26 protein-coding genes and 1 tRNA gene are annotated in these 25,412 nt (G+C 56.7%); 18 read left to right on the top strand and 9 right to left on the bottom strand.

The window, feature by feature from the left end:
- Positions 1 to 65: 65 nt before the first annotated feature.
- Positions 66 to 142 (top strand) — tRNA-Met (locus hmeg3_RS14305).
- Positions 143 to 314: 172 nt separating this feature from the next.
- Here the strand turns inward: hmeg3_RS14305 and hmeg3_RS14300 are convergent.
- Together hmeg3_RS14300 and hmeg3_RS24745 are read right to left on the bottom strand one after the other, a co-directional pair.
- On the bottom strand, positions 315 to 530 hold the full coding sequence (locus tag hmeg3_RS14300; protein WP_094564316.1) for a hypothetical protein: 216 nt from the start codon (positions 528 to 530) through the stop codon (positions 315 to 317).
- A 166-nt stretch (positions 531 to 696) separates the two neighbouring features.
- Positions 697 to 990 (bottom strand): hypothetical protein, encoded by a 294-nt coding sequence (locus hmeg3_RS24745; RefSeq protein ID WP_157739274.1) that lies wholly within the window; start codon positions 988 to 990, stop codon positions 697 to 699.
- Positions 991 to 1,354: 364 nt separating this feature from the next.
- Here hmeg3_RS24745 and aroQ point away from each other — a divergent pair, with 364 nt between their 5' ends.
- Positions 1,355 to 1,966, top strand: a complete 612-nt coding sequence (aroQ, locus tag hmeg3_RS14290; protein WP_232511647.1) for a gamma subclass chorismate mutase AroQ — start codon at positions 1,355 to 1,357, stop codon at positions 1,964 to 1,966.
- A 21-nt stretch (positions 1,967 to 1,987) separates the two neighbouring features.
- Here the strand turns inward: aroQ and hmeg3_RS14285 are convergent, their stop codons facing one another.
- Positions 1,988 to 2,860 carry a M15 family metallopeptidase gene (locus hmeg3_RS14285; protein WP_232511646.1) on the bottom strand — a complete coding sequence of 291 codons (873 nt, stop codon included), beginning with the start codon at positions 2,858 to 2,860 and terminating at the stop codon, positions 1,988 to 1,990.
- A gap of 112 nt (positions 2,861 to 2,972) precedes the next feature.
- Here hmeg3_RS14285 and hmeg3_RS14280 point away from each other — a divergent pair, with 112 nt between their 5' ends.
- On the top strand, positions 2,973 to 3,224 hold the full coding sequence (locus hmeg3_RS14280; RefSeq protein ID WP_094564313.1) for a hypothetical protein: 252 nt from the start codon (positions 2,973 to 2,975) through the stop codon (positions 3,222 to 3,224).
- 392 nt (positions 3,225 to 3,616) lie between these two features.
- Here the strand turns inward: hmeg3_RS14280 and hmeg3_RS14275 are convergent, their stop codons facing one another.
- On the bottom strand, positions 3,617 to 4,417 hold the full coding sequence (locus tag hmeg3_RS14275; protein WP_094564312.1) for a MetQ/NlpA family ABC transporter substrate-binding protein: 801 nt from the start codon (positions 4,415 to 4,417) through the stop codon (positions 3,617 to 3,619).
- Positions 4,418 to 4,552: 135 nt separating this feature from the next.
- A complete protein-coding gene (locus hmeg3_RS14270) occupies positions 4,553 to 5,350 on the bottom strand; it encodes a phosphodiester glycosidase family protein (RefSeq protein WP_232511645.1) in 798 nt (265 codons plus the stop codon).
- Positions 5,351 to 5,902: 552 nt separating this feature from the next.
- Here hmeg3_RS14270 and hmeg3_RS14265 point away from each other — a divergent pair.
- From hmeg3_RS14265 to hmeg3_RS14240, 6 genes are all read left to right on the top strand, one after another.
- Positions 5,903 to 7,000 carry a branched-chain amino acid ABC transporter substrate-binding protein gene (locus hmeg3_RS14265; protein ID WP_198361882.1) on the top strand — a complete coding sequence of 366 codons (1,098 nt, stop codon included), beginning with the start codon at positions 5,903 to 5,905 and terminating at the stop codon, positions 6,998 to 7,000.
- Positions 7,001 to 7,104: 104 nt separating this feature from the next.
- A complete protein-coding gene (livH, locus tag hmeg3_RS14260; RefSeq protein ID WP_094564309.1) occupies positions 7,105 to 8,031 on the top strand; it encodes a high-affinity branched-chain amino acid ABC transporter permease LivH in 927 nt (308 codons plus the stop codon).
- Entirely contained in the window at positions 8,031 to 9,257 is a 1,227-nt protein-coding gene (locus hmeg3_RS14255) for a high-affinity branched-chain amino acid ABC transporter permease LivM (RefSeq protein ID WP_094564308.1), read from the top strand. Before livH ends, hmeg3_RS14255 begins: the two co-directional genes overlap by 1 nt.
- Positions 9,254 to 10,039: a high-affinity branched-chain amino acid ABC transporter ATP-binding protein LivG gene (gene livG, locus hmeg3_RS14250; protein ID WP_094564307.1), complete on the top strand. Its 786-nt coding sequence runs from the start codon at positions 9,254 to 9,256 to the stop codon at positions 10,037 to 10,039. The genes hmeg3_RS14255 and livG overlap by 4 nt, the downstream gene beginning before the upstream one ends.
- The gene (locus hmeg3_RS14245; protein ID WP_094564306.1) at positions 10,039 to 10,743 is read left to right on the top strand and encodes an ABC transporter ATP-binding protein; all 705 of its coding nucleotides are present in this window, start codon (positions 10,039 to 10,041) and stop codon (positions 10,741 to 10,743) included. Before livG ends, hmeg3_RS14245 begins: the two co-directional genes overlap by 1 nt.
- A gap of 265 nt (positions 10,744 to 11,008) precedes the next feature.
- Positions 11,009 to 11,644 (top strand): FMN-binding negative transcriptional regulator, encoded by a 636-nt coding sequence (locus tag hmeg3_RS14240; protein ID WP_094564305.1) that lies wholly within the window; start codon positions 11,009 to 11,011, stop codon positions 11,642 to 11,644.
- A gap of 51 nt (positions 11,645 to 11,695) precedes the next feature.
- On the opposite strand, the gene hmeg3_RS14235 is transcribed toward hmeg3_RS14240, so the two are convergent.
- Positions 11,696 to 11,983 (bottom strand): hypothetical protein, encoded by a 288-nt coding sequence (locus hmeg3_RS14235; RefSeq protein WP_094564304.1) that lies wholly within the window; start codon positions 11,981 to 11,983, stop codon positions 11,696 to 11,698.
- Between the two features lie 148 nt (positions 11,984 to 12,131).
- Entirely contained in the window at positions 12,132 to 13,226 is a 1,095-nt protein-coding gene (gene hppD, locus hmeg3_RS14230) for a 4-hydroxyphenylpyruvate dioxygenase (RefSeq protein WP_094564303.1), read from the bottom strand.
- A 178-nt stretch (positions 13,227 to 13,404) separates the two neighbouring features.
- Here hppD and hmeg3_RS14225 point away from each other — a divergent pair, with 178 nt between their 5' ends.
- From hmeg3_RS14225 to hmeg3_RS14210, 4 genes are all read left to right on the top strand, one after another.
- Positions 13,405 to 13,923, top strand: coding sequence for an Lrp/AsnC family transcriptional regulator (locus hmeg3_RS14225; protein ID WP_007882311.1), 519 nt, complete (start codon positions 13,405 to 13,407; stop codon positions 13,921 to 13,923).
- A 104-nt stretch (positions 13,924 to 14,027) separates the two neighbouring features.
- Positions 14,028 to 15,140 carry a bifunctional DNA-binding transcriptional regulator/O6-methylguanine-DNA methyltransferase Ada gene (ada, locus tag hmeg3_RS14220; protein ID WP_094564302.1) on the top strand — a complete coding sequence of 371 codons (1,113 nt, stop codon included), beginning with the start codon at positions 14,028 to 14,030 and terminating at the stop codon, positions 15,138 to 15,140.
- Entirely contained in the window at positions 15,137 to 15,784 is a 648-nt protein-coding gene (gene alkB / locus hmeg3_RS14215) for a DNA oxidative demethylase AlkB (RefSeq protein ID WP_094564301.1), read from the top strand. The genes ada and alkB overlap by 4 nt, the downstream gene beginning before the upstream one ends.
- A gap of 102 nt (positions 15,785 to 15,886) precedes the next feature.
- Positions 15,887 to 17,122 carry an MFS transporter gene (locus hmeg3_RS14210; protein WP_094564300.1) on the top strand — a complete coding sequence of 412 codons (1,236 nt, stop codon included), beginning with the start codon at positions 15,887 to 15,889 and terminating at the stop codon, positions 17,120 to 17,122.
- Positions 17,123 to 17,194: 72 nt separating this feature from the next.
- Here the strand turns inward: hmeg3_RS14210 and hmeg3_RS14205 are convergent, their stop codons facing one another.
- Both hmeg3_RS14205 and hmeg3_RS14200 read right to left on the bottom strand, forming a co-directional pair.
- Entirely contained in the window at positions 17,195 to 18,340 is a 1,146-nt protein-coding gene (locus tag hmeg3_RS14205; protein ID WP_094564299.1) for a DNA topoisomerase IB, read from the bottom strand.
- 466 nt (positions 18,341 to 18,806) lie between these two features.
- Positions 18,807 to 20,090 carry a D-amino acid dehydrogenase gene (locus tag hmeg3_RS14200; protein ID WP_094564298.1) on the bottom strand — a complete coding sequence of 428 codons (1,284 nt, stop codon included), beginning with the start codon at positions 20,088 to 20,090 and terminating at the stop codon, positions 18,807 to 18,809.
- Positions 20,091 to 20,195: 105 nt separating this feature from the next.
- Here hmeg3_RS14200 and hmeg3_RS14195 point away from each other — a divergent pair, with 105 nt between their 5' ends.
- From hmeg3_RS14195 to hmeg3_RS14175, 5 genes are all read left to right on the top strand, one after another.
- Positions 20,196 to 20,684: an Lrp/AsnC ligand binding domain-containing protein gene (locus hmeg3_RS14195; protein WP_094564297.1), complete on the top strand. Its 489-nt coding sequence runs from the start codon at positions 20,196 to 20,198 to the stop codon at positions 20,682 to 20,684.
- 54 nt (positions 20,685 to 20,738) lie between these two features.
- Positions 20,739 to 21,191 (top strand): MarR family winged helix-turn-helix transcriptional regulator, encoded by a 453-nt coding sequence (locus tag hmeg3_RS14190; protein ID WP_094564296.1) that lies wholly within the window; start codon positions 20,739 to 20,741, stop codon positions 21,189 to 21,191.
- A 668-nt stretch (positions 21,192 to 21,859) separates the two neighbouring features.
- The gene (locus hmeg3_RS14185) at positions 21,860 to 23,440 is read left to right on the top strand and encodes an ABC transporter substrate-binding protein (protein ID WP_094566353.1); all 1,581 of its coding nucleotides are present in this window, start codon (positions 21,860 to 21,862) and stop codon (positions 23,438 to 23,440) included.
- A 157-nt stretch (positions 23,441 to 23,597) separates the two neighbouring features.
- Entirely contained in the window at positions 23,598 to 24,539 is a 942-nt protein-coding gene (locus hmeg3_RS14180) for an ABC transporter permease (protein WP_094564295.1), read from the top strand.
- Between the two features lie 32 nt (positions 24,540 to 24,571).
- Positions 24,572 to 25,405, top strand: coding sequence for an ABC transporter permease (locus tag hmeg3_RS14175; RefSeq protein WP_094564294.1), 834 nt, complete (start codon positions 24,572 to 24,574; stop codon positions 25,403 to 25,405).
- Positions 25,406 to 25,412: the final 7 nt, after the last annotated feature.

The following is a 25,412-nucleotide window of genomic DNA, read 5'->3' as shown; positions in this document are numbered from 1 at the left end:
AGGAAAGAATTCGAGCAATGGGTTTGCATAGTTCGCAGATGTGTCGTATAATCTTTTTCTTCAGACGCGGGGTGGAGCAGTCTGGCAGCTCGTCGGGCTCATAACCCGAAGGTCGTAGGTTCAAATCCTGCCCCCGCAACCAAACATGTTGAAAACCGTTGATAGCTTCTGGCTCTCAGCGGTTTTTTGCATTTCACGCCGGCATTGTTACGATGCGCGTAGCCGCTTCACTATCGACAGCAATAAAAAAGCCACGCGAACGTGGCTTTTTTACTTTCCGGCGATAACAACTCAACTGCTGACTCACCGAAGGCTTAACCGCTGACTTTTGTGCCGTCGGCGTTTTGTGCAACTGCCGTGACGGAGCTCGAATTGCCTTGCTTTGTCGCGGTGTTGGTATCGGTCTTGATATCGCCACTGGTACTTGCCATGACCTTGGCAAAGTCCACGGTCGATGGTTTGCGTTTGGCAGCTTGTTGCGCGTGAGCAGTTGTCGCTGCATTGGAAGAAGAAACGGTATTGATCGTCATAGTGCACCCCTCTGATGAAGAAACGAATTCTGTAGTGTCGATCCAGCGAAGCCAGTATAGGCGAGGAAGACGGCTCGTCTCATGACGTGCGGAATAACTTACACAGCTTTACGTTTTTGACGGCGCCCACTTCTTTTCTTAACAAGCGCAAAGAAGACTTGTATATTCAGCCGAGGCGGGCGAGGGGATGCCGATGGGTGTTGCGGAAACTGTTTTGCGTGCCGAGCATGTGTGTCGCCGGCGGCATGTATTGTATCGGGGATGGTGGCAGGGAGAGTTCTTCCGGTTCATCACGCATCTGTTGCATTTCCTGATACGCGGTTCGTGCTGCCAGGCGATAGGCGGCTGATTCGCGGCGTCGTTGCGCGACCGCCAGTTCCAACGTTTCAAGCTGGGTGCGGTGCGCTTCCTTGCGATGGACAGGACTGTGGCTGGCAACTTTCTGTGCTGGCGCTGTCATGGTTGTCGACGTCGCAGTGTTTGTCGCAATCTTTGTCGCAATCTTTGTCGCAATCTTTGTCGCAATCTTTGTCGCTGAGCTTGGCGTGGTGAGCCGGTTGGTGCTTTGGCCGGGGCGTGTCAGCCATGCCAGCAAAACGGGCAATAGCAGGACAGGCCAGATAAGAAAGACGATTTGCATAGGACATCGCAGGTGGATTCGGATGCCTTGCATTGTGGGGAATTCGGTGCGTTCGACATATAGGAAAAGTCTTAAAGTGCCGGCAGCAGAAGGAATTGGCTGTGGGAAACCCGCTGTGAGAAACTGGCTATTTGGTCATGCTGCGCAAGAATAACGATGCAGAGCAACACATATCGATAGTTACATGGAAATCACAATGACGCCAATGAAGACAAATCAAATAAATAGCTTGCTGCTCTTGCTGTGGAAAGTGCTTGCAGTATCGTTGCTGCTCTCTGCCTGCCAGTCGCTGCCGACCGGCATAGCCGCCGCCGACCAGCAAAAGATTGATCGTTTGTTGACGTTGATGGATCAGCGTTTGAACGTCGCGGTCATGGTCGCCCAGTCAAAGTGGAATTCCGGTGCGCCCATTAACGACCCTGTGCGTGAACAGAAGATTCTGGATGATCTGAGCGCCTCGCTGACAAGTGCAAGCGAGGATGAGAAAGCATTCATGCGCCGTTTCTTTCAGGCGCAATTCGATGCCGGCAAGTTGATTCAGTTGGACCTGCATGCGCAGTGGCGCCGGGAAAAGCGTGAACGTTTTATCGCGCCTCCGGATCTGGCACGTGATATCCGGCCGGAGCTGGATCGCTTGACGCCGTTGCTGATCGACACCCTGAATCAAACGCTGCCTTCGCTTAAACAGGCCGCGGCACGCCACTACTTGCAGCAACGCAGTGAGGTGTTGCTGCGCGGCGATGTGAACGGCACAGCGCGTCGCGAAGCAGTACGAGTTCTGCTTGAAATACGCTGAACGCGCGCGCCATTTTCGGTTTCAACGTTTGCTTTTTCCGGCACACGCCTTACCTCGTACTGCCAGATCTGCTATCGCACTATCAGACATGCAGGTTGCATAAGTCGCAGCGTAAGAAGAAAACTCACGACGCGCCTGTTGCAGCGGCAAACTCAGCAAGCGGGCAATGAAGTCTCTGCTGCCGATTTCAAAATGCTGGTAGTCGATTGGCTGCTTCCAATGCCCGCCCCAGATCATGAACCCGTGCCTGAAAAAGATATCCCGTACTTCTTCGGCCATGCCTGCGCGCACGGGCACGCGTGATTGGTACTGCCCACGTGCGGAAGGAGGCAATACGACGACTTGCTTGTCGGTGTCCTTGCTTATATAGGGATTCTGCAGCGGGTTGATATCGATGGCGACGCCATAGGCATGCTTCGACCAGGTACTGCCGCCCGTCATCGGGCGACCATTGAAGGCGGAGGTATTGTTGTCCGTCATCGATGCCTCGTCGTCGCCCTGATATGCCTCCAGCGATTTTGCCTTTTGCAACGGAAAGCCGCGTTGCAGCAGTGCATTAAAGATCGCTTGCACTTGCGGGGCAACGACATCCAGTACGACCAGCCGGCCATCATCGTGACGGCGTCCTTCAAAATCCTGATAGGCAAACGAGACCAGCATCAGGCGTTCGCATTTCACCGGGTTTTCTGTGCTGAGGACTTTGTTCTGTTGCATCGTTGCGCATTGCTCTCTTGTCAATGGTGCAATCTCGGCATGCGCGAAGAGTGGCAGTGCTAAAGAAACAATACAAAAAAACAGTGTTGAGGCCAGAAATGAAGGTTTATTCGGCATGCGGGAGCGAAGAAGGAATTGTTGGAATGGATTGTCGCGAAGACTTACGCAAAGAATGTCCATTCTCCTACAAGATGCGGCCTGCCGGGCGGGAACAATTGAACGTGAGCGCATCTAAATTTGTGCATGTAGTCACTTGTGTTCAACTCGTGTTCAATAACTCATTGGAGGAACTATGTTAGTACGTCACGCAGTGTTAGCTTCTGTCATGTTGACCGCCTTGCTGGCGGGGTGTAACAAACGCGATGAGGCGCCGGCTGCACCAGCGGCCAGCGATTCGTCTGCCGCCACACCTGCACCGGCAACACCAACTCCACCAGCCATGACGCCACCGCCAGCGCCGGCAGGTGATGCAAAACCAGCAGATGCCGCGCCACCGGCAACGCCGCCGGCAGACAACACTACCAATACCGACAAGAAGCCCTAAGGATCGCTAAGTTCGCGTGCGGGCTTAAACAGCCCTCACGCGCAGGTTTTTGGTATTGGTTTGGTAGTGGAATAGCGCCCATCCGGGAGAAATCCGGGATGGGCGTTTTCATGTTCGGGCTCTAACGCCGCAAATTTTGAAAGTGTTTTTGAAGAACTGCGAACTTTGTGGTGAGGAGGGAATCCTAAAAATGGTTGAACTGTTCCTTCAACCTCCCTCTTGAAAAGGGAATTTGACCCGCAGTCCATTGCTGCGGGTCTTTTTTCTTCTGCGGCGACATGATTGGCCGTTGCTGCTGTCAGAGCCCGGATCCTTGGGCCTTCGCCGCTACTTGCTTTTTAGCGTCCTTGGTCCTCATCGTCATCATCGTCGTTGTATCGCGATGATGCCTCTCAGAATGCCGGCACCAATGATCCCTTGAACTCAGCCTCAATGAATTTGCGTACTTCGTCAGACTGGTATGCCTTCACCAGTTTTTTTGCCCAAGGCTTGTCCTTGTCTTCCACGCGCGTCACGATCAGATTGGCATAACGGCCTTTGGCGTCTTCAACGGCGATGGTGTCTCGTTGCAGGGAGAGACCAGCCTTGAAAGCGTAATCGTTATTGATCGATGCAGCCGCCAGGTCATCAAGCGAACGCGGCAGCTGCGCCGCATCCAGTTCCACGAGTTTCAGCTTCTTTGGATTCTCGATCACATCCAGCGGCGTGGCATTGGTACCGTTTTCGCCGACACCAGGTTTGAGTTTGATCAGGCCTGCCTTTTGCAGCAGCAACAGGGCGCGATTGCCGTTGGACGGATCGTTCTGAATACCGATGCTGGCGCCTTGCGGCAATTGGTCAATTGACTTGTATTTCTTTGAATAGATGCCGAGTGGTGCGGTGATCGTCAGGCCGACCGGCACCAGTTTGTAACCGCGCGTCTTGATCTGGCTATCGAGGAAAGGTTTGTGCTGAAACGCATTGGCGTCAAGGTCGCCGGCCGCAAGTGCTTCATTCGGTTGAAGGTAGTCGCTGAAGGTGATGATCTGGATGTCGAGGCCGTCGCGGGCGGCAACGCGTTTCACGACTTCAAATGTCTGTTCGGAGTTGCCGACCGAAACTCCCACTTTGATCTTGGTTTTATCTTGTGCTGAAACGGCACTGCCGCTCAGAGCAAGGATGGTTAGCAGTACTGAAATTGACCAGCGACGCATTTCTTCTCCCGAGGTTGTCTGACCCTGTAAGCCGGCAACGACGCCGGCGAAGGCAAGGCGGGATGTTCACATATCGCACGTTCCGGACGAACGAATGATTTTGCATGTCGATATGCGTAATGCGTCTCTGCCGGTCTATTTTTGCGTGACCGTCTTTTCCACACCGATGATGGCGCCGAAGGAGGGGCCGATGTCTGCTTCCAGCGAGGGATAAATGCGCGAGATGTTGCCGTCGAGGTAGAGCGCATCGACGCATTGCAATTTATCGCGCAGAAACTGAGCGAAGTCGTGGAAGGTGATGGGATTTCTTGCCATCGCCAGCACGACCTTCTTTGACGGATCGATGCAGACCGCATTGCGCACGAACAGATTGATGGAGCCGGGATCGAAGGCCGTATTGATCTCGCCGTTGCGCAGCATGATCGGCCCCGATTGCGTGGCGTACAGGGCTTGCGACAACCAGCGCGGTCGGTCGCTGTCAACGCTGGCGGTATCGACAATCCGGGCCTGCTTTTCTTCCACGATAAAGACGCCGTTCGGCTGCAGGTAAAAGTTGCCGTAGGCGTTCTGGCGCGTGTTGAGCTTGCGTAGCGTGACGCCGTTTTCAATATAGAGGCCGAGCGGTTTATGTTCTTTGTCGTAGATGCCGGCGTTGGTGGCGCAGATCAGATCCTTGCCTTGCGGACGCAGCCATGCGCGCAGATTGGCAAAGGTACCGAAGATAGTCCCGGCCGGGTCCTTCCAATACATACGCAAGTTGTCTTGTTGCAGATCAATCTGGCAGGTCGTGATGCTGATCTGGTTGTATCGGTACTGCCGCAACTCCGCGGCATGGGCCGTCGGCGTCAGGTAATTGTAGAGTGCGAAGCCTGCTGTCAGTGCAAGGACGAGCGAACCGGCGACATTGATGATTTTGCGAAGAAACCAAAGCATGCAAGGGTGGCTGATGATCATGGGATGAAAAGGGCATCTCTCAAAGAGACATCGGGCTTTGGCAGGTTGTCGTGCGGTATTGTGACTTCTGCCGACCTATCCCGCCAGTGATAAAGAAGCTGCTTCCCTGATTGAGCATCCGAAAAGAGCAGGGTATCTGTTTGCTTTGGGCACGGTGGCAGGGTGCTGGCGGGCGTCTGTCTGGCGAACCTCGGGGTGCAGCGCAACAAGAGCATATATAGAAATATCGATTAATTTTTTTTGTTTTTTGAATGAAAGATGTGCGAAATATTATCTCGATGCGCAAAAAGAGCAAATATGGGGTCATCCGCATAAAAAAAGCTGTCGTATATGACGGAAATGTTACACTCCTGCCCCATAGCGCCAGCATCAGTAAAAGTGAAGCGCTTTGTTCGTATTTTGTTCGTATTTTGTTCATATCTAACGTCTGCTCAATGTTGTTGTCGGCTACGGCCCGCAACGAATAAATATATTGGAGGAAATTCAATGAAATCCGTATTCCCTTTGAACCGTCGCCTGACAAAAATCGCCATGGCCGTTGGTGTCGTCGCATCCGCAGTTTCCTTTGCCGGCACAGCCCAGGCTGAAACAGTGAAGATCGCGATCGCCGGCCCGATGACTGGCGCCGTGGCCCAATACGGTGACATGGTCAAAGCCGGTGCGCTGACTGCAATCGAACAAATCAATGCAGCCGGCGGTGCTGGCGGCAACAAGTTTGAAGCCGTCCTGATGGATGACGCCTGTGAGCCGAAGCAAGCCGTGGCCGTGGCCAACAAGATCGTCAGCCAAGGCATCAAATTCGTGATCGGTCACGTTTGCTCGGGTTCGACCATCCCAGCTTCCGATATCTATGAAAACGAAGGCGTCGTGATGATCACGCCGTCGGCGACTGCGCCTCAGCTGACAGAAGCCAAGCCGCACAAGTATATTTTCCGCACCATCGGTCGCGATGACCAGCAAGGTCCTGCCGCCGCCAAGTACGTTGTTGAAAAGCTGAAGCCAAAGAAAGCTGCCGTTCTGCACGACAAGCAATCGTATGGTCAAGGCGTGGCGACTTCGGTCAAGGCCGGTCTGGAAGCTGCAAAGATTCCAGTCGTCGTGTTTGAAGGCGTGAACGCCGGCGACAGCGACTACTCCGCGGTCATCACCAAGCTGAAATCGCAAGGCGTGGACTTCGTCTACTTCGGCGGCTATCACCCTGAAATGGGTCTGATCATGCGTCAGGCGCGTGAGCAAGGCGTCAAGGCCGTGTTCATGGGTCCTGAAGGCGTCGGCAACAAGGACATCACAGCGATCGCCGGTCCTGCTTCCGAAGGCATGCTGGTCACACTGCCGGCCGACTTCGCTGCCGATCCTGCCAATGCTGCTCTGGTCAAGGCTTTCGCCGCACAAAAGCGCGATCCTAACGGCCCGTTCCAGATGCCTGCTTACTCGGGTGTGAAAGTGATTGCCGATGCGATCACCGCCACCAAGTCGACTGATCCGACCAAGGTTGCCGCGTACATCCACGCCAATTCCTTCAAGACACCAATCGGCACTGTTGAATACGACAAGAAGGGCGATCTGAAGTCGTTCAAGTTTGTTGTTTTCACATGGCACAAAGACGCAACGAAGACTGAAGCCAAGTAATTTTTTCTCTGGCTTGCAGTAGTCGTCCATACTGACGTCCGATGCAAAATGCCCCATTGCGGTAAGAATGGGGCATTTGCACATCTATATTTGCCAAGTTTCCTATGAATGAACTGCTCCCACAACTAACCCAGCAGCTCGTCAACGGGCTGAGTCTGGGTGCGATCTATGCATTGATCGCCATCGGCTACACCATGGTCTACGGGATCATCGGCATGATCAATTTTGCTCATGGCGAAATTTACATGATCGGTTCCTACGTCGGGCTGGTGACGCTTACCGCCATCGGCGTGCAGGCCGGTTACCCGTTGCCCTTGCTGCTCGGCGCAGCCTTGATCGTCTCCGTCGTCGTCACCGGCTTGTACGGCTGGACCGTTGAACGTGTCGCTTATCGTCCGCTGCGCGGTGGGCCGCGCCTGGTGCCGCTGATCTCGGCCATCGGCATGTCGATCTTCCTGCAGAACTATGTACAGATCGGCCAGGGCTCGCGCGACATGTCGGTTCCTGTCCTGATTTCCGGCGCGCTGGAATTCCAGATGGGCAGCGACTTTACCGTCACCATTCCTTATTCGCGCATGATCATCGTCGGCGTGACGTTGCTGTTGATGGTCGGTCTGACGCTGTTCATTGCGCGCTCGCGCATGGGCCGCGCCTGCCGCGCATGTGCGGAAGACATGGGCATGGCCAATCTGCTCGGCATTGACACCAACCGCGTGATTTCCTTCACCTTCGTGCTGGGCGCGATGCTGGCGGCAGTCGGTGGCGTGTTGATCGCACTGACCATCGGCAAGCTCAATCCTTACATCGGTTTCATCGCCGGCATCAAAGCGTTCACCGCCGCTGTGCTGGGTGGTATCGGCAGTATTCCCGGCGCGATGCTGGGCGGTGTGCTGCTGGGTCTGGCCGAGACATTCGCTGCGGGTTATCTGCCGGCGGAATACAAGGATGTGGTGTCCTTCGCCTTGCTGGTCTTGATCCTATTGTTCCGTCCCACTGGTTTGCTGGGCAAGCCGGACGTGGAGAAAGTCTGATGCCTATCCCATTTAAAAACGCCGTGGCGGCGGCAATCCTGACCGCCATTCTGACGACGCCGCTGCTCGGTCTGCAATTGCAGCTCGAAGGCTATCGTGTGGTCTTGCAGGCGCATTGGACGCCGGTATTGATCGCGGTGCTGGCGGTGTTCGTGTTCCAGCTGATCAAGCCGGCACTGACGCGCAGCACCAAGGGCGTACGTCTGCCTGCGTTGCCGAAGCTGCAGCCGCGTCAACAGAAGTACGCCTTGCTGATCCTGTTTGCGATTGCCGTGGTGTGGCCGTTCTTCGGTTCACGCGGCAACGTTGACGTGGTGACGCTGGCCCTGATTTACGTGATCCTCGGCCTCGGCCTGAACATCGTGGTCGGCTTCGCCGGTCTGCTGGATCTGGGCTATGTCGGTTTCTATGCGGTCGGTGGTTACACCTATGCCTTGCTGAACCAGTACTTCGGTTTCACCTTCTGGGAGTGCCTGCCGATTGCCGCCGGTATGTCGGCCTTGTTCGGCTTCATCCTCGGTTTCCCCGTGCTGCGGTTGCGTGGCGATTATCTGGCGATCGTGACTCTGGGCTTTGGTGAAATCATTCGCTTGCTGCTCAACAATCTGACCTCGTTGACCGGCGGTCCGGATGGCGTATCGGGTATTCCAAAACCAAGCGTGTTCGGCATCGAAATGGCGCGTAGCGCCAGCGTCGAAGGCGGCACGACTTTCCATGAAATGCTCGGCCTGACGTATCAGGGCGGTCACATGGTGATCTACCTGTATTTCGTCGCCTTGCTGCTGGTGCTGTTCACGTACTTCGTGACCAGCCGCCTGATCCGCATGCCGATGGGACGCGCCTGGGAAGCGTTGCGCGATGATGAAATCGCCTGCCGTTCGCTGGGTATCAATCCGACCAAGATCAAGCTGTCGGCGTTCACGCTGGGTGCTGCATTCGCCGGTCTGGCAGGCAGCTTCTTCGCGGCGCGCCAGGGGCTGGTAAATCCGGAATCCTTTACCTTCATTGAATCGGCATTGATCCTGGCGATCGTCGTGCTGGGCGGCATGGGCTCGCAACTGGGTGTGATTCTGGCGGCGATCCTGCTGACGATTCTCCCGGAAGTGGCACGTAGCTTTGCGGAATATCGCATGTTGATTTTTGGTCTGGTGATGGTGTTGATGATGATGTGGCGTCCGCAGGGCTTGTTGCCGGCAACGCGTCCTCACGTGGAGCTGCCAAAATGAAACCCGTGATGACCACTAACTCTACTTTGCTGCAGGTCTCGGATCTGTCGATGCGCTTCGGCGGTTTGCTGGCGGTCGACGGCGTGTCGCTGTCGGTGATGGACAAGGAAGTCTTTGCCATCATCGGCCCCAACGGCGCCGGCAAGACCACCGTCTTCAACTGTATCAGCGGCTTTTACCAGCCGACCACCGGAGACATCAGCCTGGGCGGTGCGTCGATTGCGCGCAAACCAAGCCACGTCGTGGCCCAACAAGGTCTGGTACGCACTTTCCAGAACATCCGTTTGTTCAAGACCCTGACCGTGGTGGAAAACCTGCTGGTGGCCCAACACAATCAGCTCAATAACAATCTGGTGTCGGGATTGCTCAAGTTGCCCGGCTATCGTCGCGCCGAGAAGGAAGCGCTGGATCGCGCCGCCTACTGGCTGGACCAGTTGGGCCTGACTGCGCTGGCCAATCGTGAGGCCGGCACCTTGTCCTACGGCCTGCAGCGTCGCGTTGAAATCGCACGCTGCATGATCACCAAGCCGCGTCTGCTGTTGCTGGACGAGCCCGCCGCCGGCCTCAATCCGCAAGAGAAGCAAGAGCTGCAACAGCTCATCGACAAGCTGCGCCGCGAACACGGCGTCGCCGTCTTGCTGATCGAACATGACATGAGCCTGATCATGGGCATCTCCGATCGCATTCTGGTGATGGAACACGGCAAGCCGATCGTCATCGGCACACCGGACCAGGTGCGCAACGACGAGCGTGTGATCAAAGCTTACCTGGGAGAAGAATGATGTTGCAGTTTGAACAGGTACATACCCATTACGGCGCCATCGAAGCGCTGCATGGCGTATCGCTGAATGTGCAGCAGGGCGAGATCGTCACGCTGATCGGCGCCAACGGCGCAGGCAAGACCACCTTGCTGATGACTTTGTGCGGCAAGCCGCGTGCATCGAGCGGCAAGATCGTCTTTGAAGGCCAGGACATCACCCAGCGTGCGACGCATGAAATCATGCGCATGGGCATGGCGATTTCGCCGGAAGGCCGGCGCGTTTTCCCAAGCCTGACCGTGCTGGAAAATCTCAAGATGGGCGCGTTCTTTGCCACGAATGAGCAAATCGAAGAGGGTGTGCAATACGTCTTCGGTTTGTTCCCTCGTCTGAAGGAGCGCACCAACCAGCGCGCCGGCACCATGTCCGGCGGCGAGCAGCAGATGCTGGCGATTGGCCGTGCGCTGATGAGCAAGCCGCGTTTGCTGTTGCTGGATGAGCCGACGCTGGGTCTGGCGCCGCTGGTGATTGCGCAGATTTTCGACATCATCCGCACCATCCGCGATAACGGTGTAACGGTGTTCCTCGTCGAGCAAAACGCCAATAAGGCGCTCGGTGTGGCCGACCGCGGCTACGTGCTGGAAAACGGGCATGTGGTACTGGCCGACACCGGCGCCAACCTGCTTGCCAATGATGCCGTCCGCAAGGCGTATCTGGGCCATGCGTAATGTGGTGACGTAATACCTTGATGCAGTCGTGCAACGATTGCGGGTCCGCACCTCACACAGGTCCGGGCCCGCAATTTTTTTCTACGGTACTTTCTTGCTCCGCTTGTATTGCGGTTTGTCGAGTTTGCTGCACGCGCTGCCCGCATTGTCGACTATTTTGCCCGCTATAAAAACCCTCCCAAGTCGGTTACAGTAAGCAGCTCCGATGTGTGTATTTCTTCACGCATTTTGTCTCTGTCGCACTGATCATCGCAAGGGAATACACGTGTACCTACCCAGCCATTTCGCCGAATCCGACCGCCAAGTCTTGCATCGCCTGATGCAAGACTATCCTTTGTCGACACTGATTACGCAATCGTCGTCCGGTCTGGACGCCAATCATATTCCGCTGATCCTGAGCGCCGAAGAGGGCGAGCATGGCATTTTGCGCGGACACGTTGCGCGCGCCAATCCGGTCTGGAAAGACTATGTGGCGACGACCGAAGTACTGGCCGTTTTCCAGGGGGCAGATGCCTATATCTCGCCATCCTGGTACCCCACAAAACAAGAAAACGGCAAAGCCGTGCCGACCTGGAACTACGCTGTAGTGCATGCCAGCGGCCCCTTGCGCGTCATCGATGACGCCGAATGGCTGCGCGCGCTGGTGACCAGACTGACGACGCATCATGAAGCTGCAATGGCGCAGCCATGGTCAGTCGGCGATGCGCCGCCGGACTATATCGAGAAGATGATCAGCGCCATCGTCGGCATTGAAATTCCGATCACGAAACTGGTCGGAAAATGGAAGGTCAGCCAGAATCAGCCGATGCAAAATCGGGCCGGTGTCGTTGACGGTTTGCTCAGCGGCGCACAGCCGAATGGCGCCGCAATGGCGGCGCTGGTGGCGAGCAAGAAAGAGTGAAGCGGAATAGGTGAGTCGACGTTGAAGCCGCGCCGAAAAAGCGCAGTTTCTTCAGGCGTTGCTGGTGGCGACCGACAGCACGACGCTGAGATAACTGCTGCTGCGATTGCGGCTGCGGGCCTTCTCTTTTTCCAGGCGGAAGATTTCCTGATAGTGCGCCTGGATACGTTGGCGCAGCTGGTTCAGATCTTGTTCGGAGACGGACGACAGCATTTGCTGTAATTGCTGTTGCAGCTCGCGAATCTGGCGGGTCAGCTGCTGGATACGCTCGGAAATATCCTCGACGACGGCAGAAGCGGCGTTGGCGGCGTATTTTCCAAATTGAGCGCTGGCAGGCATGGTGTTCCCTTGCAGATGTAGTACTCCTTTTACGACCTTATCTGCGATTTCTTAAGGGCCAGGTAAAAATAAAGAGACGTTCCGGATCGCCCGGAACGTCGCTCTGGTATTGCTTTTTTGATAATTTAAGCGGTCAAGTCAACGAGGTTTAGATGACTCCGCGGCGGATCTGATCCAGCTCAATCGATTCGAACAATGCCTTGAAATTGCCTTCACCAAAACCATCATTGCCTTTGCGTTGAATGATTTCAAAGAAGATCGGCCCGATCAGTGTCTGCGTAAAGATCTGCAGCAACAGACCCTGGCCTTCGGTCGGTGCGCCATCGATCAGTATCTTCAGCTCGCGCAGCGCCGCCAGGTCTTCCTTGTGGCCGGGGATGCGGCGTTCCACCAGATCGTAGTAGGTGTTGATGGTGTCTTGCAGCGGTACCTTGCGCTGATACAGCGTGCGTACGGTCTGATAGATATCGTCTGTGCCCAGCGCGATGTGCTGGATGCCTTCACCGTTGTACTGCTTGATGAATTCTTCGATCTGCGACTTGTCGTCGGCGCTCTCGTTGATCGGGATACGGATCTTGCCGCAAGGGCTGGTCATGGCGCGCGATTTCAGGCCGGTCATCTTGCCTTCGATATCGAAATACTTGATCTCACGGAAGTTGAACAGGCGCTCGTAAAAGGATGACCATTTATCCATCGCGCCGCGCACCACGTTGTGCGTCAAATGATCGATGTAGGTCAGGCCGACGCCAACCGGATGGCGTTCGACGTTGGGGAAGAACTCAAAATCGATATCGTAGATCGAACCGCGGTCGCCATAGCGATCCACCAGATACAGCAGCGATCCACCGATGCCCTTGATGGCAGGGATGTTCAGTTCCATCGGGCCGAGCTTGGCCGGTACGCCTTCGGCGCCCATTTCCAGCGCGCGCTTGTAGACCGCAGCCGCATCCTTGACGCGAAAGGCCATGGCATTGACCGAGAGACCGTGCACCTTGGCGAATTCAGTAGCGTTGCTGTCCGGCTCTGCATTCAGGATGAAGTTGATCTGGCCTTGGCGGTACAGCGTGACGTTCTTGGAACGGTGACGCGCCACGGCGGAGAATCCCATCGATTCCAGCACGGCGGCGATCGGCATGGGGTCCAGTGCGGCGTATTCGACGAACTCAAAGCCGTCGGTGCCCATGGGGTTGTCGAACAGGTCGGTGCTGCTGCGGGTGGAAGTAATCTGCGTGGCGTGGCCCATCATGGTCTCCTGAAATGTGGGGCGGGACAGGCGCCTTGTGGACGCCTTGCACCAGCTCCGTAGGGGTAATGTATGAATCCAGTTTATTGCAGGAGTTGCGCAAAATGTGATTGTTATTTCCACATTTGTCGCGGTATGATGCACAAATTGTTCAATATTATTGGAAAAAGAGGGCGATATGAGCACTATCACCGTAGATCGGTTTGATCTGGCCTTGCTGGCTGAGTTGCAGCGCGACGGTCATATCACCAACAGCGCCCTCGGCCAGAAAGTGCACCTGTCGACTTCACAGATCAGTCGGCGCGTGCAGCGCCTGGAAGAAGCGCATGTCATCGAACGCTATACTGCGGTGCTGGATCCCGCTGTCGTCGGCCTCGGCGTTACGGCATTCACCAACGTTACGCTCGATCGCCAGGGTGAGACACGCGGTGACCAGTTCGAAAAAGCAGTGCAGAGCATGCCGGAAATCATGGAGTGCTTTTCCATCACCGGTGAAGCGGATTATATCCTGCGCATCGTCGCGCCCGACCTGGCGGCGTTTTCCGAGTTCATGATGACGCGTCTGCTGCGTCTGCCCGGCGTCACCAATGTCAAGTCCAACATCACCATGAAACAGATCAAGCACTCGCATGTGCTGCCCCTGGATCACGTCACGCAACCGGCGCAAAGCCGTCAGCGCATCAAGTTTTCGTCCTGATTTTTACTTAAGAAAACAATACTGGATTTAAAAGCAAGTCCCGGAGTGTGAGCAGGAAGCACGATACCTATACTGCGATGACCGTGTAACCAAAAGGTGTCATCATGCTTGGTATGAATACCCGCAAGTCCACTTCTCCTGCTCCTGTTCCTGTTTCTAAGCTCGCCGGCAGCCTTGACGATCAGCGCTGGCAGGCCGTTACGCAACGCGACAAAGCCGCCGACGGCAGTTTTTACTATGCCGTGCGCACCACCGGCGTGTATTGCCGGCCGTCGTGTCCTTCGCGCCAGGCGCGCCGCGAAAACGTTGCCTTCTACGATACCGGCGCACAGGCAGAACAAGCCGGCTTTCGCGCCTGTAAACGTTGCAAGCCGAACGAAGCCGCACTGGCTGAGCGTCAGGCGCAGGCCATCGCCGCAGTCTGTCGCGCTATCGAGCAAGCGGAGGAGTTACCTTCGCTGGATGATCTGGCACAGATCGCGGGCATGAGCCGCTTTCACTTTCATCGCATCTTCAAAGAAAAGACCGGTGTCACGCCCAAGGCTTACGCAGCAGCGCACCGGGCGCAGCGTTTGCGGCAGGGCTTGGCGCAAAGCGACACGGTCACCAATGCCATGTATGACGCCGGTTTCAACTCCAGTGGACGCTTTTATGCAGAATCCACCGGTCGGCTCGGCATGACGCCGAGCGCCTATCGTAGCGGCGGCAGCGGCGCGCAGATTCGTTTTGCGGTGGCGCAGTGCTGGCTGGGTGCGATTTTAGTGGCGACCACGGCCAAGGGCGTTTGTGCGATTACGCTGGGGGATGATCCGGATCAATTGGTACGCGATCTGCAGGATCAATTTCCTCAGGCTGAGCTGATCGGCGGCGATGCCGAATTCGAAAAGCTGATCGCCAAAGTGATCGGCTTCATCGAGTCCCCGCAAGGCGATCTCAACCTGCCGCTCGATGTACGCGGCACGGCTTTCCAGCAGCGCGTATGGCAAGCCTTGCGGGAGATCCCGGCCGGCGCGCGCGTGACGTATTCCGACATTGCCCAGCGCATCGGCAAACCATCAGCCGTACGCGCCGTCGCCAGCGCCTGCGCGTCGAATGCGATTGCCGTGCTAATCCCGTGTCATCGCGTGGTGCGCATGGATGGTTCGCTGTCGGGTTACCGCTGGGGTGTCGAGCGCAAGAAGGCTCTGCTGGAAAAAGAAGGAGACGGTCTGTCATGACCGGTGATCTCTTCGCAGCCTTGCGCGTGCCGTCCGTCGAACGCATCGACGATGGCGCGATTTGGCTGCGCGCCTTTGCCGACGAACAGGCGGCCGCTCTCGTGCAGGCCATCGAACAAGTGACCGCGCAAGCACCGTTCCGGCAGATGCAGACACCGGGCGGTTACACGATGTCGGTGGCGATGAGCAACTGCGGCGAACTCGGTTGGGTCACCGACCGGTGCGGCTATCGCTATCAGCGTGACGATCCATTGTCGGAACGGCTATGGCCCCCAATGCCGGATGTGTTCATCGATTTGGCGGTGAAGGCGGCAACCGCAGCCGGCTTCGCCAACTTCATGCCGGACGCCTGCCTGATCAACCGTTATGTTCCGGGTGCGCGCATGTCGCTGCATCAGGACAAGAACGAAGGCGACATGACGCAGCCGATTGTGTCGGTGTCACTGGGATTGCCGGCGACCTTCCTCTTCGGCGGCAACGCGCGCGCTGACAAGCCGGTGCGCATGCGGCTCGAGAGTGGCGACGTGGTGGTGTGGGGCGGCCCGGCGCGTTTGCGTTTCCATGGCGTTGACACGTTGGCGGAGGGCGTGCACGAACTGACCGGCAAGTGTCGCTACAACCTGACTTTTCGCAAGGCGGGTTAAGGCACGTCTTAGTGCAGTGATCCAAAATAGGGCGCCAAAAGACAAATCGGGCCAAGAGGTCTAAAATTTCGGGTTTCCTCATCCAAAATAAAACAGGCCATCATGGAGACAGCGCTCAACCCGCCGGAAATGCCTCAGGCAGCCGAGAAACAGGCAGCAGAAAAAACCGGTTTCCGCGTCCTTGGCGCGATCAGTTTTTCGCACTTCCTCAATGACATGATTCAATCGCTGCTGCTGGCGATTTATCCGCTGTTGAAGGGCAATTTCCATCTGAGCTTTGCCCAGATTGGTCTGATCACCCTGACATTCCAGGTGACTGCTTCGCTGTTGCAACCACTGGTCGGCCTCTACACCGATAAGCATCCCAAACCATATTCGCTGGCCATCGGCATGGGTTCCACCTTGTGCGGTTTGCTGCTGCTGTCGGTCGCGCCGAATTTCGGTGTGCTGCTCGTTGCTGCTGCGCTGGTCGGCACCGGTTCTTCTGTCTTCCATCCTGAAGCCTCGCGCGTGGCGCGCATGGCATCAGGCGGTCGCCATGGTCTTGCGCAATCGCTGTTCCAGGTAGGCGGTAATGCCGGTAGCGCGATGGGCCCCTTGCTGGCGGCATGGATCATCATCCCCGGCGGACAACGCAGCATCGCGTGGTTCACCATTGCGGCGCTGATTGCTATCGTTGTGCTGCGTCAGATTGGTCACTGGTACCAACGCCAGCAACTGGCCGGCAAGACCAAAGCGAAGAAGAAGTCGCACGGTTTTGTCGAACTGCCGCGCAATAAGGTCATCATGGCGGTCAGTATTTTGTTGCTGTTGATTTTTTCCAAGTACTTCTACATGGCCAGCCTGTCGAGTTACTTCACGTTTTATCTGATCAGCAAATTCCAATTGTCGGTGCAGGATGCGCAGATTCATCTGTTCGTGTTCCTGTTTGCGGTCGCCATCGGCACCGTGGTCGGCGGCCCGATCGGTGACCGCGTCGGCCGCAAGCTGGTGATCTGGGTATCGATCCTGGGTGTGGCGCCGTTCACGCTGATGCTGCCGCATGCCAACCTGTTCTGGACTGGCGTGTTGACCGTCATCATCGGCATGATCCTCGCATCGGCCTTCTCGGCAATTCTGGTGTTCGCGCAAGAGCTGATGCCGGGCAAGGTCGGCACCGTGTCGGGTCTGTTCTTCGGTTTCGCGTTCGGCATGGGTGGTATTGGCGCGGCATTGCTGGGCAAGCTGGCTGACATGACCGATATTTTCTTTGTGTATCAGGTCTGCGCTTTCCTGCCGCTGATCGGCTTGCTGGCGGCTTTCCTGCCGAAGCTGGAGAAGGCGCCTGCGGCGGCTTAGCGCTATTTGCTTTCGCACATGAAAACCGGCTTTCCACGCAAATGGAAAGCCGTTTTTTTTATGTTCTGATGATTAGCTTCTCTGTCTTTTGTGAGATTTCCCTTGCTTGGGTTCTTCCTGCAAGCGTTGCTGAAGCAGCGCCAGCACGGCAGCTTCTTCCGGGCTCAAGGCATGCAAGTCGTGGACCAGATTGTCGCGTACCTGCTGCTTGAGCGTGCCCGCCGTGACGCCGTCCAGATAAGATGAAATCACGTCGGGGTGCACGTAACATTTGCGGCAGATGGTCGGCGTATTACCCAGCTTCATGGCCACGTGCTCAATGGCCTGCACAATGTTCTTCTTCGCCTGCGCCTGTGAGTCGAACTGCTGAAACTCGTTGAGCGCCAGTGCTGCCAGCACGGTCCCGGCCCAGGTGCGGAAATCTTTGGCGGTGTAGTCCTCGCCGGTGATTTCGTGCAGATAGTCGTTGACGTCGCTGGAGCCGATGGAGTGTGTGTCGCCGGCTTCATCAACATACTGAAACAAATCCTGTCCCGGCAAATCGAGCAACTTGCGCACGATGCGCACCATGTAGGGATCATGCAGCTTGATCGTGTGCTGCACGCCGCTCTTGCCGCGAAAATGGAACTTGATGTCGGCGCCATCGACCTTGACGTGGCGATTGCGCAGCGTGGTCATGCCGAATGACTGATTGCTGCGCGCGTACTCGTCGTTGCCCACACGCATGAGTGTGGCTTGCAACAGATAGATGACTGTCGCGAGTACTTTTTGTTTGCTCAGGCCGGGTTTCTTGAGATCGTGCTCAAGGCATTTACGTATCTGCGGCAACACCTGCGCAAAGCTGACCATACGTTGATATTTGACTTCATCGCGCACGATGCGCCAGCGCGCGTGATAGCGGTATTGTTTGCGTTGACGCGCATCGCGTCCGGTGGCCTGGATATGGCCGTTCTCCCACGGGCATATCCACACATCTTCCCAGGCGGGCGGCACTGCAAGCGCCTTGATGCGGGCGAGAAGAGGGCTGTCATGGATGGTCTCGCCGTCGCTATCGATATAAATGAAATCGCCATGATCTCGTCTGCGGCTGATGCCGGGCGTGTCGTCGTTGACGTAACGCAGACCACTTTCCCGGGCAATTTTCTTTGCGTTTGGCACAGCCGGAGTTGAGCCTGAGTTTGGTGAGCAGGCCACGTCGCGATGGACTTGTGTATGCATACGAAGATCTTTCCTCAAGACAACTTGCGTTTGCGGATGACGTAGCAAATGCTGGAGGTGCCGTGTAATCCATCGCGTTCAACGACATTGATGAGGCGATCTGGCGACAGCAAGCTTTACGTGCGGCCTTGCTGCATGATAAGGACTTTGAATTGCAGTCTCCGGCATATTGTCTTCGTCGTAAACGGCGGAGGGAATTGTGAGATACGCCCGTCGATGGATGGATTATCGGCGCATTGTTTCGACAGGAATGTCGGCGTAACCAGACAGCGCGTGTGGGACGTTTCCTACGTGCGTGGGTCGAGAGCAATTCGTGCGGCGTTATTTCACGCGCAATGAGCGATCCCATGCGTGATTCGCGTTTGATCAGGCACTGGTAGCGCTTGAAAATAAAAAAGCCGAAGCGCAATGCTTCGGCTTGGTAGGTTGCTGCCAGAGATAGCGAACTTTAGCAGCGTGCGGTCTGTCAGGCAGTCGCTGTGGTGTGGAATTGCTGCTGACCCATATAGCGCGCCACCGACAAATCGTCCGATGCAATAGCAGGGCGTCTACCCGAAATCAGATCCGACAGCAATTGGCCGGATCCGCACGACATCGTCCAGCCCAGCGTGCCATGGCCGCTGTTGATGAAGAGGTTGCTGATCGGTGTGGCGCCGACCACCGGCGTACCGTCCGGCGTCATCGGGCGCAGACCGGTCCAGAAGCTGGCTTGTGCCGTATTGCCGGCGCCCGGGAACAAATCGTTGACCACCATCTCCAGCGTAGCACGGCGCTTCGGATTGAGCTCCTTGTTGAAGCCGACCACTTCCGCCATACCTCCCACGCGGATGCGGTTGTCAAAACGCGTGACGGCAATCTTGTAGGTTTCGTCGAGAATGGTCGACACCGGTGCCGCGTCGGCGTTGACTACCGGCACGGTGATCGAGTAGCCCTTGAGCGGGTAGACCGGAATGTCGACGATGTTGCGCAGAAAGTTGGTGGAGTACGAGCCCAGTGCAACGACGTAACTGTCGGCCTTGACCAGTTCCTTGCCGCACACTACGCCGTCGATCTCGCCGCCGGCCACCGCCAGCGCATCGATATCGACGCCGTAGCGGAAGTGCACGCCGAGTTCCTCGGCCATTTTCGCCAGTTTGGTGGTGAACAACTGGCAGTCGCCGGTTTCATCGTTCGGCAGGCGCAGGCCGCCGGTCAATTTGTGGCTGACTTTGGCCAGCGCCGGTTCTGCGCCGGCGAGCTCACTGCTGGTCAGCAGCTCGTAGGGCACGCCGGTCTGGCGCAGTACGTCGATATCCTTTTGCGCGCCGTCGAACTGTTCCTGCGTGCGGAACAGTTGCAGGGTGCCTTGCTGGCGGCCTTCGTAATCGATGCCGGTGTCGGCACGCAGTTCGCGGAAGCAGTCGCGGCTGTATTCAGCCAGGCGCACCATGCGTTCCTTGTTGACGGCGTAGCTGCCGGCATTGCAGTTGCGCAGCATTTGCCACATCCAGCGTAATTGCTGCAGCGTGCCGTCCAGGCGGATCGCCAGTGGTGCATGTTCTTCAAACATCCATTTCAGAGCCTTGAGCGGAATGCCGGGAGCAGCCCATGGCGAAGCGTAGCCGGGCGAAATCTGGCCGGCATTGCCGAAGCTGGTTTCCAGCGCCGGACCGGGCTGGCGGTCAAGCACCGTGACCTGATGACCGGCCTTGGCCAGGTAGTAAGCGCTGGTGACGCCAATGACGCCGCTGCCCAGAATAACGACACGCATGATGTAATCCCTGAAAAGATTGTATTTAATTAGAATTAAAAACTATGATATTGAGAATTAAGTAGAATTTGTTTGTGTATTAATTGCTAAAAACGAGAATAAATCATGAGAACGCAGCAGCTTTCAGTACGTACCCTGGATAAGCTGGACCGCAAGATCCTGACTGTCTTGCAAAAGGACGGCCGCATCTCGATGAAAGACCTCGGCGAACAGGTCGGCCTGTCGATCACGCCGTGCATTGAGCGCGTCAAGCGTATGGAGCGCGATGGCGTCATCAGCGGCTATTACGCACGCATCAATCCGGAGACGCTGGGGGCGACCCTGCTGGTGTTTGTCGAGATCACGCTGAACCACAAATCGGGCAATATGTTCGAGCAGTTTCGCCGTGAGGTGCTGCGTATTCCGGAAGTGCAGGAATGCCATCTGGTGTCGGGCGACTTCGACTATCTGATCAAGGCGCGCATCCGCGGCATGGCGGAATACCGCAAGCTGCTCGGCGACATCCTGCTGCAACTGCCGGGCGCGGCGCAGTCAAAGAGTTATGTCGTGATGGAAGAGATCAAGGAAACGCTGGCCTTGCCGCTGGAAGAATAATTGCGGGCTTGTCGGGGTGCTGCGGAGATATCGTCAATTCTTGTTTATTAAAAAATGTCAGATCAGTCAAATCAATCGGAACTGGAAACGCATCTTTTCTTCCTGTGCACACAGGTCGTGTATCGGCGCAATCACTTGCTGCAGGACGCCTTGCGGCCGCTGGAAATTCTCCCCACGGAATACCGGATCCTGAGCGCGGTGTTGCGCAAGGGGCCGTTGACGATGCAGGAGCTGGCGCAATGGACCGCCTACGAACGTACCCGCGTCACCCGCATCCTGCACGCCATGGAAGCGCGGGGATGGATCGCGCGCAGCACCTCGGCGCAAGATAAGCGATCCGTGGTCGTGCAGATGACGGAGAGCGGACGCGAGATGTTCTGGCAAGCCAAGGTGATCGTCGATCAGGTCACCGATCTCGCCATGAGCGACAACTCTGAAGAGGAGATCGCGCAGCTGCGGCATGGTCTGACGGTGTTGCGCAAGAAGCTGATAGCGATGGAAAGCTGAATTGCCTCTCGTCTGTACGGGGCAAGATGCTGAGTGCTGAGGAGCGCAGCATCTCGTGCCTCGCTGTACTTCTTCTTGTTATGACGCGGCTTCTTTCTCTTCTTTTTCTCTGTAGCGACGGCTTCCGTCGGTACGATCCGATCCTGTTGCAAAAAATCCACCGCTTGTTTTTGGTCAGTTCGCTGAGCCGGACTGCTGCAAAGCGCAATTTCACCCCATGCACCATCTCGTGACGCGAGACGATTTTTGTTTTCTCCGTTCACGCTCTCCAGCGGCATCCCGGGTCGCATTCCTGCTGCAATTTTTCGCCGCGACGCATTAATCAGCTGACGCCCTTGTTTGGTGATTGAGGTTCTTCGTGCGCCTGTTTTTGGGGCGGTGCAGCATTTATGTTACTAAATAACAGTGCTCGTTTTTTCTTGTAATGCTACATAGGTAATGGGTTTGCAACCTTCTTCGGATGTTTACTGATTGCTGCATTAAACTTCGTGATATAAACTACCAAAAAATTTGAACAAGCAGTTGCAGCAAAAGAATAAGAAATAAAGCATCAGCAAGCGGCGCAATACGGATGTGGCCTCACCGGGAGTTCTGAGAAAACCGGTAGCCGTCCGATCGCCGCTGCAAAGCCAGGATTTTTAACCCAGCAGGCATGTAGGAGAGGGATGATGACAGTGCGATCTTTTTTACCGTCGTTCAACAAGGGCAGGCGTCTGCTATTTCAATGTGCGGCAAGTGCGGCGGTGCTGCTGTCGGCTGCCACATTAGGTATGGCGCCACTGGCGCAGGCTGCTGCGGGCGGCGTCGCCAATCTGGCGATGGTGGCCGAACCGCAAACACTGGATCCGATGGCGTCGACCACCGATCTGGTTGCGACCATCATGCAACACGTCTATGAGCCGCTCTATACCTTTGACGCCAAGTGGAACATCCAGCCCATGCTGGCTGAGAGCCTGCCGAAGGTGAGTGCGGACGGCAAGACCGTCACCATTGAGCTGCGCAAGGGCGTCAAATTCCACAACGGCAAAGAGATGAAGTCCGACGACGTCGTCGCTTCGCTCAAGCGCTGGATGGACATCGCGCCACGCGGCAAAGCGGTATCCAAAGAGATCAAGAGCCTCGACGCCAAAGGTCCTTACACCGTCGTGCTGAGCATGCAGAATGCCTACGCGCCGCTGTTGGCGCATCTGGCGCTGCCGTCCGGTTTTGCTGCGATCATGCCGAAGGAATCTGCGGTCAATCCACTGAAGGACTTCATCGGTACCGGCCCTTATCAGTTCAAGGAGCGCAAGCCTGATCAATACGTGCTGCTAACCCGTTTCGACGGCTACAGCGCGCGTAAGGAAGCTGCCAGCGGTTATGCCGGCAAGCGTGAAGCCTTGCTCTCCGAACTGCGCTTCATCCCTGTACCGAATCCGAATACCCGTGTTGAGGGCTCGCTCTCCGGTCAGTATCAGTTCGCCGATCTGCTGCCGGCAGAAGCATCGCCGCGTCTGGCAGGCAAACCGAATGTCGTGCCGGTGATCACTGCGCCGTTCGGCTTTCCCTATGTGGTGCTGAACACGGTGCAAGGCCCGCTGCAAAAGCAGGGCGTGCGCCAGGCGATTCAGGCGGCGCTGAACATGAAGGAAATCATGACCGCCGGTTTCGGCGATCCGAAGTTCTTCTCCGTTGAAGGCAATCACTTCCCGAAGGGCTCGCCGTTCTACTCCATGGACGGTACGGCTTCGTATAACCAGGCCAATGCAGCTAAAGCCCGCGATCTTGCCGCCAAGGCTGGTTACAAGGGCGAGCCGGTCAAGATCCTGACCAGTAAGCAGTATGAATTCCACTACCGCATGGCATTGGTGATGGGCGAAGAGCTGAAGCTGGCCGGCTTCAAGGTCGACATGCAAGTGGTCGACTGGGCGACGCTGATCCAGCGCCGCAACGATCCGGCGCTGTGGGATATCTACATGACGCACTCGGCCTTCCTTCCCGAACCAACACTGTCGCCGCCGCAACTGAGCGACGGCGCACCGGGCGGCTGGAAGAGCGCCGGCAAGGACGTATCGGTCACCGTGTTCTCGCACGAGATGGATCCGGCACATCGCGGCGCGTTGTGGGGCAAGGTACAGAGCGTGGTGTACGACGAAGTGCCGTATATCCGTCTGGGCAGCTTCAACAGCCTGACCGCGAAGTCGTCCAAGCTGCAAGGCTACACACCGATGCCTTGGCCGTATTTCTGGAATACCAAGCTGGCTGACTAAGTAGCTGCAAAGCACTTCTCTGCGCAACGCATGATTTGCCATGCGTTGCGCAGAGGCAGGCTCTGAACATTTCATAGTCCATCGATTTCGTTTTTGACGAAACCGATGGACGTGCTGCATCCGTTTTTTATTTTATTTCCTAACCGACTTCACGTCTATGCTCCGTTATCTTTCAGGACGCTTCACCGGCATGGTGATCGTCATGCTGATCGTCGCCGTGCTGGTGTTTTTCATCACGCGTCTGGCGCCGGGCGATCCGGCTGCGATCATGCTGGGCGACCAGGCCACTGTGGCCGACATCGCCAAACTGCGCGCCCAATACGGCCTCGACAAGCCGATGCTGGTGCAATTCGGTTTCTGGCTCAAGGAGCTGGCGCAGGGCAATCTTGGCCAGTCCATTTTCTTGCAGATGCCGGTGACCGAGGCGCTGGCTTCGCGTGCCGAGCCGACTTTCTTTCTGACGATTTTTGCGGTGGCGCTGGCCTGCCTGATCGGCATTCCCTGCGGCATCGTTTCCGCCGTATGGCGTGGCCGCGTGGTGGATCAGGTGTTCACCGGCATCGCCATGCTGGGCGCGAGTATTCCGAGCTTCTGGTTTGGCCTGATTCTGATGCAGCTGTTCGCGGTCAAGATGGGTTGGTTTCCGGTGGCGGGTTACGGTGATCCCGGTGCGCCGCTGTGGGACCGCTTGCATCACTTGCTGCTGCCGGCGGTAGTTCTGGGCGTGCTTAACTCCGCGCTGATCATCCGCTTCACGCGCGCTTCCATGCTCGACGTGCTGTCGGATGACTACGTCCGCACCGCACGCGCCAAGGGGCTGAACGAGCGCCGGGTGATCCTGCGGCATGCTTTGCGCAATGCGCTGATTCCGGTGGTGACCGTGATCGGTCTGACGGCGGCGCTGATGATCGGCGGCGCGGTGGTGACCGAGACGGTGTTCGGCTTGCCGGGCGTCGGCAATCTGGTGGTGTCGGCAGTGCAGCGGCGCGATTATCCGGTGATTCAGGGTGCCTTGCTGGCGATCGCCGTGATCTATGTGCTGATCAATCTGGCGATCGATTTGCTCTATACGCTGATCGATCCGCGCGTCCGGTATTGATCCGGCTCTTGAACAGAATCACAGGATTTCCCATGTTTGCTTTTCTTTCCAAATTCATGCGGCGCAAGCTGGTCATGTTCGGTGTTGTCAGCCTGGTGCTGCTGGCCGTTATGGCTGTCGTGGTGCCGTTGACTTCTCCTTACGATTCGTCCGCGCTGGACATCATGGCGCGGCTGCAACCGCCGTCGGCATCGCACTGGTTCGGCACGGACGAATTCGGCCGCGACATTTTCACGCGCGTGCTGACCGGCGGCCGTTACTCGCTGACCATTGGCGCATTGGTGGTGGTGATCTCGCTGGTGGCCGGTGTACTGATGGGGTTGTGTGCCGGTTTCTTCAAGCGTATGGATGCACCCATCATGCGTGTGGTGGACGCCATGATGTCGTTTCCCGACATCTTGCTCGCGATTGCGCTGGTGGCGATTCTCGGCTCGTCGCTGATCAATGTGGTGCTGGCGCTGGCGATCGTCTACACGCCGCGCGTCGCACGTATCGTGCGCGCCTCCACACTGGTGGTGCGCGAGCTGTTGTTCGTGGAAGCGGCGCGCGCACTGGGCGTGTCGACGGTGCGCATTGTGTTCTTCCACGTGCTTGGCAATATCCTGTCGCCGATCCTGGTGCAGGGTACTTTCATCTTCGCCTACGCGATTCTGGCGGAAGCGGGCTTGTCTTTCCTCGGCGTTGGTGTACCGCCTGAACTGCCGACCTGGGGCACGATGATTTCTTCCGGGCAGGCTTATGCCGAGCAGGCGATCTGGCTGGTGGTGTTCCCCGGTATCGCCATCGTGCTGTCGGCCTTGTCGCTGCAGATGGTCGGCGACGGCCTGCGCGACATGCTCGATCCCCGCCTGCGCAAGAGCCTCTAATTCCTCC

The sequence above is a fragment of the Herbaspirillum sp. meg3 genome, assembly GCF_002257565.1.
Lineage (GTDB): Bacteria > Pseudomonadota > Gammaproteobacteria > Burkholderiales > Burkholderiaceae_D > Herbaspirillum.
This window is presented reverse-complemented; position numbering and strand designations above follow the sequence as displayed.

Excerpts from the sequence above, each read along its gene's own strand:
- hmeg3_RS14300 (WP_094564316.1), bottom strand. The coding sequence starts at position 530 with ATGACGATCAATACCGTTTCTTCTTCCAATGCAGCGACAACTGCTCAC.
- hmeg3_RS24745 (WP_157739274.1), bottom strand. The coding sequence starts at position 990 with ATGACAGCGCCAGCACAGAAAGTTGCCAGCCACAGTCCTGTCCATCGC.
- aroQ (WP_232511647.1), top strand. The coding sequence starts at position 1,355 with ATGGAAATCACAATGACGCCAATGAAGACAAATCAAATAAATAGCTTG.
- hmeg3_RS14285 (WP_232511646.1), bottom strand. The coding sequence starts at position 2,860 with ATGGACATTCTTTGCGTAAGTCTTCGCGACAATCCATTCCAACAATTC.
- hmeg3_RS14280 (WP_094564313.1), top strand. The coding sequence starts at position 2,973 with ATGTTAGTACGTCACGCAGTGTTAGCTTCTGTCATGTTGACCGCCTTG.
- hmeg3_RS14275 (WP_094564312.1), bottom strand. The coding sequence starts at position 4,417 with ATGCGTCGCTGGTCAATTTCAGTACTGCTAACCATCCTTGCTCTGAGC.
- hmeg3_RS14270 (WP_232511645.1), bottom strand. The coding sequence starts at position 5,350 with ATGCTTTGGTTTCTTCGCAAAATCATCAATGTCGCCGGTTCGCTCGTC.
- hmeg3_RS14265 (WP_198361882.1), top strand. The coding sequence starts at position 5,903 with ATGGCCGTTGGTGTCGTCGCATCCGCAGTTTCCTTTGCCGGCACAGCC.
- livH (WP_094564309.1), top strand. The coding sequence starts at position 7,105 with ATGAATGAACTGCTCCCACAACTAACCCAGCAGCTCGTCAACGGGCTG.
- hmeg3_RS14255 (WP_094564308.1), top strand. The coding sequence starts at position 8,031 with ATGCCTATCCCATTTAAAAACGCCGTGGCGGCGGCAATCCTGACCGCC.
- livG (WP_094564307.1), top strand. The coding sequence starts at position 9,254 with ATGAAACCCGTGATGACCACTAACTCTACTTTGCTGCAGGTCTCGGAT.
- hmeg3_RS14245 (WP_094564306.1), top strand. The coding sequence starts at position 10,039 with ATGTTGCAGTTTGAACAGGTACATACCCATTACGGCGCCATCGAAGCG.
- hmeg3_RS14235 (WP_094564304.1), bottom strand. The coding sequence starts at position 11,983 with ATGCCTGCCAGCGCTCAATTTGGAAAATACGCCGCCAACGCCGCTTCT.
- hppD (WP_094564303.1), bottom strand. The coding sequence starts at position 13,226 with ATGGGCCACGCCACGCAGATTACTTCCACCCGCAGCAGCACCGACCTG.
- hmeg3_RS14225 (WP_007882311.1), top strand. The coding sequence starts at position 13,405 with ATGAGCACTATCACCGTAGATCGGTTTGATCTGGCCTTGCTGGCTGAG.
- ada (WP_094564302.1), top strand. The coding sequence starts at position 14,028 with ATGCTTGGTATGAATACCCGCAAGTCCACTTCTCCTGCTCCTGTTCCT.
- alkB (WP_094564301.1), top strand. The coding sequence starts at position 15,137 with ATGACCGGTGATCTCTTCGCAGCCTTGCGCGTGCCGTCCGTCGAACGC.
- hmeg3_RS14210 (WP_094564300.1), top strand. The coding sequence starts at position 15,887 with ATGGAGACAGCGCTCAACCCGCCGGAAATGCCTCAGGCAGCCGAGAAA.
- hmeg3_RS14205 (WP_094564299.1), bottom strand. The coding sequence starts at position 18,340 with ATGCATACACAAGTCCATCGCGACGTGGCCTGCTCACCAAACTCAGGC.
- hmeg3_RS14200 (WP_094564298.1), bottom strand. The coding sequence starts at position 20,090 with ATGCGTGTCGTTATTCTGGGCAGCGGCGTCATTGGCGTCACCAGCGCT.
- hmeg3_RS14195 (WP_094564297.1), top strand. The coding sequence starts at position 20,196 with ATGAGAACGCAGCAGCTTTCAGTACGTACCCTGGATAAGCTGGACCGC.
- hmeg3_RS14190 (WP_094564296.1), top strand. The coding sequence starts at position 20,739 with ATGTCAGATCAGTCAAATCAATCGGAACTGGAAACGCATCTTTTCTTC.
- hmeg3_RS14185 (WP_094566353.1), top strand. The coding sequence starts at position 21,860 with ATGACAGTGCGATCTTTTTTACCGTCGTTCAACAAGGGCAGGCGTCTG.
- hmeg3_RS14180 (WP_094564295.1), top strand. The coding sequence starts at position 23,598 with ATGCTCCGTTATCTTTCAGGACGCTTCACCGGCATGGTGATCGTCATG.
- hmeg3_RS14175 (WP_094564294.1), top strand. The coding sequence starts at position 24,572 with ATGTTTGCTTTTCTTTCCAAATTCATGCGGCGCAAGCTGGTCATGTTC.